Origin of the sequence: Bartonella sp. AP4SXKL (assembly GCF_042195845.1) — a bacterium.
Classification (GTDB): Bacteria; Pseudomonadota; Alphaproteobacteria; order Rhizobiales; family Rhizobiaceae; genus Bartonella.
The window spans coordinates 31,495-46,607 of the sequence record NZ_JBHIPA010000008.1; the positions used below are offsets into that span (position 1 = coordinate 31,495).

The following is a 15,113-nucleotide window of genomic DNA, read 5'->3' on the forward strand; positions in this document are numbered from 1 at the left end:
CACTTCAAAGAATGGTGTTTCATCAAACACGCCAGATAAGCTCTGATCTACAATTCGACTTCAAAAAGCAAATTTTCCTCTGCTGAATAAAGCTTCCACCCCGCACCGGTTTTAAACTATCATCCAACCTTTTACCCAATAAATTCCCCTACTAACATCAGATTACCGCCCCCAAACATCCCTATTTTACACTATAACCGTATAGCAAATCTTTTAATTGTTCTTGCCAATCCCTTGAAATTACTTTATCACTCAAAGGATATTTTGATCGTCCACGCAACGATCAATAAGGGATAGTAAAGCCCTAAGCTCTAGCGTAAGAATGAACCCACTTTGTGGGTGTCCCGGGATTCCGGGAGTTTTTGCTATGTCCAGGTGTGATAAGCACTAAAAGCAAAAATGCTGACTAGAGCTCAGTACTTTACTACTCCCGGAATACTCATGCGAGGGCGCTCGCAACCGGAGGGGAGCTTGAAGTGCAAACTAAAAATTCACATTTTAATGACATTTCAATAGGTAAAAGAATCCGTCACAGACGCATTTCAATGGGACTTTCTCAAAAGGAATTAGGAAGCCATTTAGGTGTCAGTTTTCAACAAATCCAGAAATATGAAAAAGGTTTAAATCGTGTAAGCGCGGGGTGTTTGCTCGAAATTGCTAAAAAACTAGCAGTTCCTATGAACTTTTTTTATGCGGATCTTTTAACAGCAGATATTCCCACAAAAGAACATGCCTTACACCACGATCAAGATACCACCAGCGAAAAAGAATACGCCCTTTTAAAAAACTTTAGAGAGCTCCAGCCGAAAAAACAAAAAGCAATTTTGTGGTTAATTTCTGATTAGACAAAAGCACACCCATCAACATCCCTCGCCAATATATCCAACATCCTTAAAATATAAGCTTCAGATCACGACACTTCAAAGAAGGCAATTTTATCAGACACGACAGATAAGCGCTGCCCTAAAATATTCCCTCACACACTTTTCTCCAGTCAACGCGATTTATACCCCTCTTCATCCCAGCTTTCCCCGCTCCATTCACAAATGCGTCCCCTAGTTCTCCGACCACATTCCATGTCAAGACAAAAACATACAACGCATAAATCCTTCACTTCACTTTTACGTATTCACGTTTTTACGCTTTTACATCTTTACAGAAAGCAACCAAATGAAACTTTTCCACCAGCGTCTTACACTGCGTTGTCAAGAATCCAACATCTTGTAGCAGTTTCCTCCTACCAACCACTCAGACAGATCAGCACACCATACCCCTCAAACAACGGATTCAACAAGCAAGGCTTTTCTGAATATTCTTACACCCATCCCTCTCCAACACAAAGAGCGAAAGCTCCTACAAATACCGATCAATTCCGCTTCGAAGCAAAGACCCCACCCAAAAGACAAAGCTTCACACACACCAAAAAGCTTCTCCCACAGCGCCAATTTTCACATTCTGCATCCTAGCTTTCGACTTCATTTGCAGACTCGTTCCCCAGTCCTTTCCCCCCATTCCATGCCAAGACAAAAGCATACAACGCATAAATTCTTCACTTCACTTTTACGGATTCACGTTTTTACGCTCTTCTATCTTTACAAAAGGCAGCCAAACAAAATTTCCAAACTAACCCACCACTCAATAAACAAGAGTCTGTTAACAATCCCACTTTTTATCGAGCACATTGCATTTGGGCAACCACCTCTCACCACCCCTCAAAGAATACTGTTTCACCAGACACGCACAGATAACCCCTACCCTCCAATATCCAGACACTCTCACAAAAAGCACCGTATAAATTGATATGCTTGAAGGTCCCTCGACGGCATATCCTTGCCTCTAATGCCCCATCTCACCCTACCTCAAATGACAATATTTTACAGCATAAGGCATAAGAAGATAATGAGATAATTTTTAAGATACAAAAAAATGCTCTCATTTTCCAAATCTTTTAATTGTTCTTGCCAATCCCTTGAAATTACTTTATCACTCAAAAGGTGCCTTGATCGTCTACGCAGCGATCAATAGGGAGTTGAAGCCCGAAAACTCAAACGTTAATTTACCCCACTTTGTGGGTATCCCGGAGTTCCGGGAGTTTTTGCTATGTCCAAGTGCTTGTCAGCACTAAAAGCAAAAAGCTGATTTGAGTTCAGTGCTTTCAACCTCCCGGAATACTCATGCGAGGGCGCTCGCAACTGGAGGGGAGCTTGAAGTGCAAACTAAAAATCCAGATTTCGCACTTTTTTAAAAAGTACCCAATCTTATAGTCTTTGAAATTATTTTGATTTTTCTTGCCAATCTTCTGAAATTGCCTTATGAATTGATCTGTGTTTTTGATCGTCCACGCAACGGTCAAATAGGGATTTGAAAGCCCGAACGCTCAGTACATAAATTTATCCCGCTTTGCGGGTATCCCGGAATTCCGGGAGCTTTTGCTATGTCCAAGTGCTTGTCAGCACTAAAAGCAAAAGGCTGGCTGAGCTCAGTGCTTTCAAACTCCCGGAATACTCATGCGAGGGCGCTCGCAACCGGAGGGGAGCTTGAAGTGCAAACTAAAAATTCACATTTTAATGACATTTCAATAGGTAAAAGAATCCGTCACAGACGCATTTCAATGGGACTTTCTCAAAAGGAATTAGGAAGCCATTTAGGTGTCAGTTTTCAACAAATCCAGAAATATGAAAAAGGTTTAAATCGTGTAAGCGCGGGGTGTTTGCTCGAAATTGCTAAAAAACTAGCAGTTCCTATGAACTTTTTTTATGCGGACCTTTTAACAGCAGATATTCCCACAAAAGAACATGCCTTACACCACGATCAAGACACATACAGCGAAAAAGAACACGCGCTTTTGAAAAACTTTAGAGAGCTCGAAGCGAAAAAACAAAAAGCAATTTTGTGGTTAATTTCAGATTAGACAGTGGTTAATTTCTGATTAGGCAAAAGCGCATCAATCGACATCCTTGCCAATATTCCCCTCTGCCTAAAGCCTTGCCGCCTGATATCACCACATCTCAAAAAACGGTTTACGGCACCGGTTTACGACATCATAGGATCAAACTTCAAAATAGGATAACAAACACCAAAATCACATCCCCACCCCTCTCACAGAATTTTATCAAGAGATCTCTTCTGATTTAAACGCACAATTCCGATTGTATCATTATGATACCTTTTTACATTTACCTTGTCAAGTTTTTATATTTTTCTTTTGATACTTTTGTGTTTTTCTTTAAGGGAGCCGCATCCCTCAAAACACCTTTTCTGCAAAATGCCCCTCATACAAAACACAATGTCTAAAACAACAAGAGCTAAAATAGGATTTTTCCTAAATAGGCATCCCTCTAAATGGGCTTCCGCCTAAATAGAATTCCCTCTAAATAGGATTTCCTCTAAATAGGATTTCCCCTCTAAATAGGCTTTCATTGTATTGCTCATTCACCCACTTATTAAAAAAACACCTCTCAATGCTTCTCACACCCATTTCACGGATATCCCCCATACAAATATAGACGCAAATATAATTGTTAAGCTCCGCATAGAATATAAACGCCCACCACGAGATTTTTCTCTTCACATCTCTTTACACATCAACTCTGCAATCTGTTCACAGCCATTCTCCACACACTCTTCTCCAGAAAACGCACTTAACACCCCTCTTCATCCCAACTTTCCCCGCTCCATTCACAAACGCGTCCCCTAGTTCTCTGACCACATTCCATGCCATGATAAAAGCCCACACAAAGCACAAATCCCTCACTTCATTTTACAGATTCACATTTTTACGCTTTTACATCTTCACAGAATGCAGCCAAAGGAAACTCCCAAACCACCACGCGACAATTTGATAAAAACAAAACACCTTTCCAACAATCTCAAACAACAGATTTCTGTAAAGAGTTCATATGAATTTGATTGTTTAGATCTGACTATTAGATTGGCATATAGAGCCGTAGAACAGAAAGTAATTTTCTATAAGACAGAAACGATAAAAGCGCTATATAACTGAGACAGAACATGAAAGATTGCAAACAGATAAAACGACATCTTTCTTCGTTACAACACTGAAATTGTAAACGAGACGACGAATAATTGTCATCTGAATATGCAATTTTCATATCTGCAAATTTTTATTGATTAATTCAATCCCAACACTTCCCCTGAAACACATTTCTTCATTATCTACTTTTTTGAGACAAACCGGCAAAGGGGTTTCATCTATTATAAGTACGGAAATAATAACGCGTTACTCCAACCTCATCATAAGAAACCATAGACATGATACCTGTCTTTATTGGCGTTATTTGATAAGTCAAGATTACACCATTTTGCTGTTTGTTTGGTTGATCTGTATAGATCACGTTATATCCATTCCGTCGCAAGAGATTAATAAATACAGGAGTAAAGTTGTCTTCTGTTTTATTTTTTTTCACAATAAGTGTTGTTGTAGCGGGCGGTAAAGGTTTTTTAAGATTACGAACAAAATCGTTAGCAATTAATTTTACATCATCTTTCGTAATATTTGGACTGACATAACTTGATGAATAATTACTGATAGATGCACAACCAGCCACCAATACAAGCGGTAACGGAAATAAATATTTTGACATCTTAACTCCCCTATTAATTGCATTCTCTTCTGAGAAGCTCCTACACCAGAAATAAGAGCCTCCTTTCAAAGAATAGCCTTAACAACATACTGCTTTACTATCAAGCATTAGTTAATCACTTTCTCGCTTGTTAAAAAAACGACCACCATCTCTCATAGTACTCAAAGCTTATGTTTAAGACACAAAATATATATGTTAAAAGTACGAAAAAACACATGTAAAGCATATAGTATACATATAGTATATGTATACTTACTTTCATGGTGTGTTGCATTACATAAACCAACGCACAGCACCCTTCATTTCCCCTCCATTCACGAAGACACTTTCCCCCAATCCTTCTCACCCCTCCATATCATGACAAAAAACACGCACAATATATGAACCCATAAATCCTCCGCTTCACTTTTACAGATTCACATTTTTACGCTTTTACATCATTACAGAACAAAGCCAAGGAAAGCTTCATCCACCCCGTACCACTCTATAAACAACGGTCTGTAAAGAATTCAAATGCTTGCCTAGCAAATTTCCACCACTGACCACTCATTCGTTTCAGATCACCCCCCTTCAAAGAGCGGTGTTTTTACCTCATGAATAAGATAATGAGCAAAACCGTCTTTAAAAAAAAAGAAACGGCATGGAGATATAAAATATATCAATGGTCGTCATCGACTGTCGTGTTAAGAGGTGTTAACTCTTTATTTTTCTTAATTTTTACAACGCCAATAATTCCCGTGGAAATAATTAATGCGGACATCGCTAAAAAAGAGCTTAACAATCCCACGAGAGCCAAAAGTCCAGCAATAAAGCCAGACATTGCTTCGGCAGAGTTCGCTAAAGTTGAAAAGGTTCCAAAACTCTTACCAAAATCTTCACGACGAGAATATAATTGAATAGCTGAGACTAAACCAATATCCACAAAGGCACCAATAAATCCTAAAACAAATGCTAACACGAGAAGGAATTTTAAATAAATTTCTGCAGCTAAGGGCATAACAAACAGAATAACCCCATAAAGAAGCCAAAATATCATGAGCTTCAACGATGTAATATTTAATATAATTTTACTATATAACAAACCACCAACAATAGTTCCAACAGCCATGAGAGAAAAAATATAACTCACAAGGCTCTCCTCTCCCCCCACAAAAAGAACAAAAGCTGGAATTAAAAATCTTAAAATAGCACCCGTAAAGAGAATAGCAAACGATGAGCCAACGAGCGTAATAAATAAATTATTATTTTCTGTAGAAATATATTTAAGATATGAAGCTGTTTCTCGATAAATTTTTATAAAATTGAATGATTTATTCTCGCTTGAATTTAAATTCATGAGATTAAATAACACGATAATAGATATAAAATAGGTAAAAAAATCAAAAATGAGTACTGCCGATTTATTTGCTAAAAAAAGCAGTATGGAACAAACCAAAGGGCCAATGACAGCTGCCGTTTCCATGATAATTTGAGCAATGCTATTGGCCTTTGTAAGATCTTTTATTGAAAACATTCTGGGAATAGCAGCTTGAAAACTTGGTTGGAAAATACTTCTTCCTATCGTTGTACATATTGCTGCAAAAATAAGAACAATGAAGCTAATAATCTAACAACTTCACTTAAGATCATATTTTTCTTCAAAGAAAAATTATCCGCTAACCAACCTCCTATAGGGCCAAAAAAGAGAAAAGGGATAAATCGAAAAAAATACACAAGACCTGTAAAAAAGGTGTTATCTGTTAATTCTAAGACCAGTAAAATAAAAACAACTTCATAAGCATAATCACCAACTTTGGAAATAAAGAGAGAGCAAAAAAGAGCTAATGGACTCTTTTTTAAAAACAAATTCATATCAACCATCCGATATTAAACTTTTCTACACTTAAAGTTACACTTCCTTCGATACAATTGGTGATATGAACTTCAGAAGAGTCTTTTATTCTAATAAATCGCTTAATAAGTTAAGTGAAAACTTTTAAAGAAATACTCCTCTTGATATAAGCATTTACTCTAATATCAAGTAATATATTAATTTTTCTTGCTTATTTGCTTTAAAAAAGAAAGAATGTAAAAATTATGAGATCACAATCTGCTATATTAGTACATTGACCTCCGCCCCACGTTTCAAAGAATGAAAATTCCCAACCAGCACTAATCTACAATCCCACGTCAAAAAGCAGCTTTCCCCACAAAATAAAGCTTACACCCACCCACGCCTCAAACGACAACACTTCATCAGGTTCAATAAATCAAGCCCTATCTCCTCGCCATCCTTCACGCATCTCTTTGCAACACCCGCCTTACCCACACTCTCCTCTTATCCATGCGCACTCTCTTCATCCTCCATTCCTCCTTTTTCTCTCCCGTCACACACTTAACAACTTAACAGCACTCTTCCTCTAAACTTCCATTCACGAAAACACTTCCCCCCAATCCTCGCTACCACATTCCACGCCCCCAAAAGCCCAAAGTGACCAAAAACACGCACAATATATAAATCCACAAATCCCCCACTTCACTTTTACAGATTCACATTTTTACGTTTTTACATCTTTACAGAACAAAGCCAACGAAAGGTTCACCACCCCACACCGCTCTATAAACAATAGTCTATAAACGAACCCAGCTTTTTGCCTAGTACCCTTACAGTCTTCAGTCCCCCCCCTCAAACGACAACACTTCATCAGGCTCAACAAATCAAGCCCTATCTCCAAAACCGCCATCCTTCACGCATCTCTTTGCACCACCGCCTTACCCACATCTCCTCCTATCCATGCGCACTCTCTTCATCCTCCATTCCCCTTTTTCTCTCCCGTCACACACTTAACAACTTAACAGCACTCTTCCTCTAAACTTCCATTCACGAAGACACTTCCCCCCAATTCTCGCACCACATTCCACGCCCCCAAAAGCCCAAAGTGACCAAAAACACGCACAATATATAATCCACAAATCCCCCCACTTCACTTTTACAGATTCACATTTTTACGCTTTTACATCTTTACAGAACAAAGCCAACGAAAAGTTCACCACCCCGCACAGCTCTATAAACAATAGTCTATAAACGAATCCAGCTTTTTGCCTAGTACCCTTACAGTCTTCAGACCCGCCCCTCAAACGACAACACTTCATCAGGCTCAACAAATCAAGGCCTGCCCTCAAATATTCTAGCTCTTCACACCCCTTCAAAGAGCAGTGTTTTATGGCATAAATAGAATAGAAAATTTTTGATTTTTCTTGCTAATCTTCTGAAATTACTTTATCACTTAAAGTGTAATTTTGGTCGTCTACGCAACGATCAATAGGGATTAAAAACCCGAAGACTTGACACATAAATTTATCCCGCTTTGCGGGTATCCCGGAATTCCGGGAGATTTTGCTATGTCCAGGTGCTTTGGCACTAAAAGCAAAAAGCTGAGTCAAGTCAGTGTTTTTAACTCCCGGAATACCAATGCGAGGGCGCTCGCAACCGGAGGGGGGCTTGAAGTGCCAACTAAAAATCCACATTTTATCGACATTTTGATAGGCAAAAGAATCCGTCACAGACGCATTTCAATAGGACTTTCCCAAAAAGAATTAGGAAGCCATTTAGGTGTCAGTTTCCAACAAATCCAAAAATACGAAAAAGGCTTAAACCGTGTAAGTGCCAAATGTTTACTAGAAATCGCCCAAAAACTAGAAGTTCCCGTAAACTTTTTTTATGCAGACCTTGCCACAAAAGAAGATCTTTCAACAAAAGAAACCCTCTTACACCACAATCAAGAAACCTATAGCGAAAAAGAACACACCCTTTTGAAAAATTTTAGAGAACTCCAGCCGAAAAAACAAAAAGCAATCTTGTGGTTGATTTCTGATTAGGAAAAAGAGCAACGATCAACGTTATTTGCTAATATATCAAACAACGAAACATCCTTAAGTCAAATTCAGATCAGCTCCCCACACCCCTTCAAAGAGCAATGTTTTACGGCGGATAAACGGCATTTCTCTCTAACGTTTTTACGCACAAAGCAATAAAGCAATCCCGCTTGTGACTTCACTTATAAAATTGCAAGAAAATAGTTTTCACGACAAACAGAAGTAAAAGAATCCTACGATATTCGAAAACGCTGATTTAACATGCAAAAACACCAGCCACTCCCTTTGCTTTGCAATAAAATACCGCTGTCTCATCGTGAATTTTTCTAAATCAGCACGCTTCAAAGAGCGGTGTTTATCACATAATAGGATTATCACCGCCCTTTATACCATGAATTTTTCCAAACTTAATCTTCAGGCAAAAATTCCAACCGATCTCCTTGTTTTGTAATTTTCACCGTCGTCTCATCGTGAATTTTTCCAAATAAGATATTTTCCGCCAGTGGGTCTTGAATTTCTTTTTGGATAATCCGTTTAAGCGGACGCGCACCATAGAGCGGATCATAGCCTTTATCGGCAAGAAACTTTCTCACCTCTGGCTCGATTTGCAAAGTTATTTTGCGTTCATTGAGCAAATTTTGCAAATGTTCTATCTGAATATCGACGATCGCTTCCATATCGTGACGTTGCAGCCTTTGAAAGAGAATAATCTCATCAATACGGTTTAAAAATTCAGGACGGAAAGCCGCTTTAACGACATTCATAATATCATTTTTTGCCTGATCGGTTGTTTGCCCTTCAGGCAAAGCAGTTAAAAACTCAGCACCAAGATTAGAAGTCATAATCAGCAAGGTATTGCGAAAATCGACGGTACGTCCTTGACTATCAGTCAAGCGTCCCTCATCCAACACTTGCAACAAGAGATTAAAAATATCAGGGTGTGCTTTTTCAATTTCGTCAAACAGAATGACCTGGTAAGGTCTTCTACGTACAGCTTCGGTCAGCACCCCCCCCTCTTCATATCCAACATATCCAGGAGGTGCCCCAATCAGCCGCGCCCCAGCATGTTTTTCCATATATTCCGACATATCGATGCGCAACATGGCATTGGAGTCTTGGAAAAGAAAAGCGGCAAGAGCTTTGGTTAATTCGGTTTTCCCCACACCAGTAGGACCCAAAAACATGAAAGACCCCAGCGGACGATTGGGATCTTGCAGCCCCGCACGCGCACGCCGTACAGCGCGCGCAACGGCTTGAACAGCCTCTCCCTGCCCAATCACACGTTTGCTAATTTCATCTTCCATCCGCAACAGCGCCTCCCGTTCTGCCTCCAGCATTCGATCAACAGGAATACCGGTCCAGCGCGAAACAATCCGCGCCACATGTTCAGCTGTAACCGTTTCTTCAACGAGATGATTTTGTTGGTCATCATTTTCCGCAATACTCAATTGTTTTTCGAGTTCAGGAATGACACTATAAGCGAGCTCTCCAGCGCGTTGGAATTGTCCATCACGCTGTGCAATAGCCAAAGCATTACGGGCTTCTTCGAGTTGTTTTTTCAAATCAGCAGCATGCCCTAATTTTTGTTTCTCAGCCTGCCAAGCACTTGTCATCTCAGCGGACTGTTGTTCCAATGTTTTGAGTTCCTCCTGCACATTTTCCAAACGTTCTTTTGCTGTTGGCTCGACATCTGTTTTCAAAGCTTCCCGTTCGATCTTCAACTGTAAAATACGCCGATCAACAGCATCGAGTTCTTCCGGCTTTGAATCGACCTGCATGCGCAAACGCGCCGCCGCTTCATCGATAAGGTCAATAGCTTTATCCGGCAAGAAGCGATCCGTAATATAGCGGTTAGACAAACGCGCCGCCGCAATCAAAGCACTATCAGCCAAGCGCACTTTGTGATGTTGTTCATATTTTTCTTTAATACCGCGCAAAATAGAGATAGTATCCTCTAAAGAGGGTTCCGGTACAAAGACAGGTTGAAAGCGGCGTGCAAGAGCAGCATCTTTTTCGACATATTTTCGATATTCATCGAGCGTAGTAGCGCCCACACAATGGAGTTCTCCGCGTGCAAGAGCAGGCTTTAACAAGTTAGAAGCATCCATAGGACCATCAGATTTTCCAGCGCCAACAAGATTATGCAATTCATCAATAAAGAGGATAATTTGTCCATTTTCAGCTTGCACCTCTGCCAGCACCGCTTTAAGGCGCTCTTCGAATTCCCCACGATATTTTGCACCAGCGATAAGCGCTCCCATATCCAACGCATGAAGCTGTTTATCCCGCAAAGTTTCAGGCACATCGCCATTAACAATGCGCAATGCCAACCCTTCCACAATAGCTGTTTTCCCCACCCCAGGCTCACCGATAAGCACAGGATTATTTTTGGTCCGCCGTGAAAGCACCTGAATAGTGCGGCGGATTTCCTCTTCCCGCCCAATCACAGGGTCGAGTTTTCCTTCACGGGCATCTTTTGTGAGATCCCGGGCATATTTTTGCAAGGCATCATATTGTCCTTCGGCATGGGGGCTTGTTGCTGTTTTTCCTTTCCGCAGCGCATTAATTGCCCGATTAAGCGCTTGCGGGGTCAATCCTCCACTTGTTAAAATATCGGCTGTTTTTGCGGTCTTTTCCATGATCAGCGCTTGCAACATGCGCTCCACGGTCACAAACTGATCACCGGCTTTTTTCGCAATATCCTCAGCCAGCGCGAAAACTTTTGCCAATGGCTGCGAAAGATAGAGCTGTCCATTTCCCCCCTGCACTTTAGGCAAAGCATCAAGTGCTTCTTTTAGCGCCTTTTGAATAAGAGTAAGATCACCACCAGCGTTTTGGATAAGCGATGCAGCCAATCCTTGAGAATCGTCTAACAACACTTTCAGGAAATGCTCCGGCATAAACTGCTGATGATCAGAAGCAAGAGCGCTATTTTGTGCTGATTGTAAAAAACCCTGCACGCGTTCGCTATATTTTTCCAAGTTCATTTTTTTTCCTTAAATCTCAAGCCATCACCACACTTTAACCTCTCCAATATTCCACAAAAGAAACATCCAGAAAGGATTTTCCAGCCTCTAAAAAACACCGCGAAAAAAGCAGCAAGAAGAAGAACCATAGTGCTAAAAAGAATATGGGTTTCTACAAGCCTCATAGCAAGAGGGAGAAAAAAAATACGCTATCATTTTAAATAAAAACCGCAACTTTTCTTATACCCCCCATCATCACTCCCCTTTTTAAACCATCACCCCTAAATTCCACCATTAAACTTAAATTTGAACAGCAGAAAAGGAGCATGCAAAAACACTTTAAACAAAGTAGTCTTTACAGCATATAGTTTATAGTAAACATTAAAGTATTTTCTCTAATTTTACTTAACAAAACATTGAATATGTGCTTTAATACTTATAAAGTTACACTATTTTTATTAAGATAGAGGATTTGAGTATGTACCATACTGTAAAAAAGGTTATTTTAATACTTTTATTCCTTCTGATAAGTAAACCAAGCTATGCCGTTTTTGCCGGCAAAGTTATTACAATAGAGCATGAATGGCTTAAAAATGCATCATTTGATCTATTTGTTTTCACCCAGCAAGTAAATTACGATGGTGGGCCTAACTCCATCTATTTCTGGGGAAATAAATTTGAATTCCAAAATGGAAAAAGTGGACAAATTGGTTTTTTCAACAGGAGCGGCCGTACCATTCATTTTTCTATCTGGAATGCAACGGGATGGAAGGGTAATACATGTAAGCATTTTACTCAGGAAGGTTCAGGAGTACGATGTGAAATTAACTTTCCATGGGAGATGGGACGCAGATATCGATTATATGTTGAAAAAAATGGAAATCTAGTTACAGCGACAGTAGTCGATTTTATAACGGGTAAAAAAGTGAATATTGGGACCATAGAAGTACCAAATACATTTGGACAACTCCGTAAATCTTCAAGTTTTGTTGAAGACCATTCTCGTTGGAAGAGACATCTCTCCTCCTGTTATGATTTAAGTCCGCAAAGTTCGATTTTTTTTGAGCCTCAAGGCATAAAACAAAACAAGCTACACGAAGGGAGTCTGAAAGCTTCTAATCAAGGAAAGTGTCAAGATTCTGACTTCATCCAAACATCATGTACATCCAACTTTTGCATGACAAGTATAAGCGACTTTGGAGGTTTAGCCTCGCCTACTACTAAACCAGAAATACAAATTTCCAATGAGAAAGATCTGTCTGCAGAAACAATTTCTAACGTTTTGAAACAAAAAGAGCTTGTCGTTATTCGTTCAAAAAATCGTTCTTGGGCACCCAATATCTTTTTGCCATCTCCTGATTCATTTAAGTGGAAATCAATCTTTATAGATCATCTAGCGGCTTTCAGTTCTACGCTTCACACCACTCACGGCACACAAAAGATAACCACAGGTCAAAAGATTATGTATATGTCTGATGGAAAAACTTGGAAGATTATGAAAAGAAACTAGCTTTTTTCTTCTTGATAAGCCCCTCACTCCCCTTTGAAAACAACTGGGGGTGAGAAAGTTTTTTTTCATTTCCCCACCACGGCTCCCTTTCCCAGTTATTTTTTCGAGCCCTGCTCTCATCCCTTTAGCTCACCTCATCATCATACTTTCCAGCGTATTTTCTCCATTCTCACCCCCTTTCAAAACCACAGCACCCTTTAATAAAAGCCTCACCTCCCTCTTCTATCACCCTCACACCATCCCTTCACGCATCCCTTTAAACTACCCCCACCTCTTATCCACACCCTCCCCCTTGTCCATAGGCACTCTCCCATTCCACGCACTCCTTTTTCTCTCCCATCAAACATTTACGACTTACAGCACTCTTCATTCCAGCTTCCCTCCTCGATTAACAAGCTCGTTCTCCCCCCATTTATCTCACCCCATCCATGCAAAAACCCAACGTGCCCCCAAAACACGCACAATGCATAAATCCATAAATCCTCCTCTTCACTTTTACAGATTCACATTTTTACGCTTTTACACATTCACAGAAAACAGCCAACGAAAGATTCACCACCCCACACCGCTCGATAAACACTGGTCCGTAAACAATCCAGCTTCTTATCTAGGGAAGGACTACTGATCACTTCATATAATTATCACCACCCCTCAAAAGACGCGCTTTATCAGACAAGACAAATAAGCCCTTCCTCCAAATATTCTCCACATACTCTTCTCCAGAAAACGCACTTAACACCCCTTTTCATCCCAGCTTTCCCCTCTCCACTCACAAATGCATTCCCCCATTTATCTCACCACATTCCACGCCAAATAAAAGTATACACAAAGCACAAATCCCCCGCATCATTTTACGGATATACGTTTTAACGCTTTTACGTTATTACAGAAGTCAGCCAAATAAAATTTCCACATCACCACCCGCGCTGCACTGTAAACACTGTTCTGAAAACGAACCCAGCTTTTTGCCTAGTCCCCTTACAGTCTTCAGACTACCCTCCTCAAACGACAGCACTTCATCAGGCTCAACAAATCAAAGCCCTACCCTGAATATTCAAGCTCTTCACTCCTCCTTCAAATAGCGCCGTTTTACGGTATAACAGAATAGAAAATTTTTCATTTTTCTTGCCAACCTTCTGAAACTGCCTTATGAATAAATATCGTAAGTTTGATCGTCTACGCAGCGATCAACAGGGAACTAAAAGCCCTAAGTCCGAGCGTACAATTGAGCCCACTTTTGCGAATATCCTTAGAATTCCGGGAGTTTTTGTTATGTCCAAGTGCTTTAAGCACTAAAAGCAAAAAGCTGACTAGGGTTCAGTACTTGTTACTCCCGGAATACCAATGCGAGGGCGCTCGCAACCGGAGGGGGGCTTGAAGTGCCAACTAAAAATCCACATTTTATCGACATTTCTGATTAAGCAAAAGACGCGATTTATAATCCATATTTCGCACTTTTTTAAAAAGTACCCAATTTTATAGTCTTTGAAATTATTTTCATTTCTCTTGCCAATCTCCTGAAATTACTTTATCACTTAAAGTGTGTTTTTGATCGTCCACGCAACGATCAAATAGGGAGTTGAAAACCCGAACGCTCAGTACATAAATTTATCCCGCTTTGCGGGTATCCCGGAATTCCGGGAGCTTTTGCTATGTCCAAGTGCGGTAAGCACTAAAAGCAAAAGGCTGACTGAGCTCAGTATTTTCAACCTCCCGGAATACCAATGCGAGGGCGCTCGCAACCGGAGGGGGGCTTGAAGTGCCAACTAAAAATCCACATTTTATCGACATTTTGATAGGCAAAAGAATCCGCCACAGACGCATTTCAATGAGCCTTTCCCAAAAAGAATTAGGAAGCCATTTAGGTGTCAGTTTCCAACAAATCCAAAAATACGAAAAAGGCTTAAATCGTGTAAGCGTAGGGTATTTACTCAAAATCGCTCAAAAACTAGAAGTTCCCGTAAACTTTTTTTATGCAGATATTGCTACAAAAGAAGATCTTCCCACAAAAGAAAATACCTCACACCACAATCAAGAAACATATAGCGAAAAAGAACACACCCTTTTAAAAAATTTTAGAGACCTCCAACCAAAAAAACAAAAAGCAATCTTGTGGTTGATTTCTGATTAAGCAAAAGCACAACAATTAACATACCCCCTGCCTAAAGTTTCCCATAC

7 protein-coding genes and 1 pseudogene are annotated in these 15,113 nt (G+C 40.1%); 5 read left to right on the plus strand and 3 right to left on the minus strand.

Annotation, left to right across the window (positions count from 1 at the left end; genetic code table 11):
- Window positions 1-476: 476 nt before the first annotated feature.
- On the plus strand, window positions 477-845 hold the full coding sequence (locus ACFIMI_RS05405) for a helix-turn-helix domain-containing protein (protein ID WP_375671972.1): 369 nt from the start codon (window positions 477-479) through the stop codon (window positions 843-845).
- Window positions 846-2,542: 1,697 nt separating this feature from the next.
- A complete protein-coding gene (locus ACFIMI_RS05410; protein ID WP_375611676.1) occupies window positions 2,543-2,911 on the plus strand; it encodes a helix-turn-helix domain-containing protein in 369 nt (122 codons plus the stop codon).
- Between the two features lie 1,297 nt (window positions 2,912-4,208).
- Here ACFIMI_RS05410 and ACFIMI_RS05415 read toward each other — a convergent pair.
- Both ACFIMI_RS05415 and ACFIMI_RS05420 read right to left on the minus strand, forming a co-directional pair.
- Window positions 4,209-4,604 (minus strand): hypothetical protein, encoded by a 396-nt coding sequence (locus ACFIMI_RS05415; RefSeq protein WP_375692308.1) that lies wholly within the window; start codon window positions 4,602-4,604, stop codon window positions 4,209-4,211.
- Between the two features lie 658 nt (window positions 4,605-5,262).
- Window positions 5,263-6,455: pseudogene (locus ACFIMI_RS05420) on the minus strand (MFS transporter).
- Window positions 6,456-8,090: 1,635 nt separating this feature from the next.
- On the opposite strand from ACFIMI_RS05420, the gene ACFIMI_RS05425 reads away from it, so the two are divergent.
- Window positions 8,091-8,462: a helix-turn-helix domain-containing protein gene (locus ACFIMI_RS05425; RefSeq protein ID WP_375692340.1), complete on the plus strand. Its 372-nt coding sequence runs from the start codon at window positions 8,091-8,093 to the stop codon at window positions 8,460-8,462.
- Between the two features lie 404 nt (window positions 8,463-8,866).
- Here the strand turns inward: ACFIMI_RS05425 and clpB are convergent, their stop codons facing one another.
- The gene (gene clpB, locus ACFIMI_RS05430) at window positions 8,867-11,446 is read right to left on the minus strand and encodes an ATP-dependent chaperone ClpB (protein WP_375692309.1); all 2,580 of its coding nucleotides are present in this window, start codon (window positions 11,444-11,446) and stop codon (window positions 8,867-8,869) included.
- A gap of 457 nt (window positions 11,447-11,903) precedes the next feature.
- Between clpB and ACFIMI_RS05435 the strand changes: the two genes are divergently transcribed.
- Entirely contained in the window at window positions 11,904-12,935 is a 1,032-nt protein-coding gene (locus ACFIMI_RS05435; protein ID WP_375613817.1) for a DUF3472 domain-containing protein, read from the plus strand.
- Between the two features lie 1,759 nt (window positions 12,936-14,694).
- Window positions 14,695-15,066, plus strand: a complete 372-nt coding sequence (locus tag ACFIMI_RS05440) for a helix-turn-helix domain-containing protein (RefSeq protein WP_375692310.1) — start codon at window positions 14,695-14,697, stop codon at window positions 15,064-15,066.
- The last annotated feature ends 47 nt before the right edge of the window (window positions 15,067-15,113 follow it).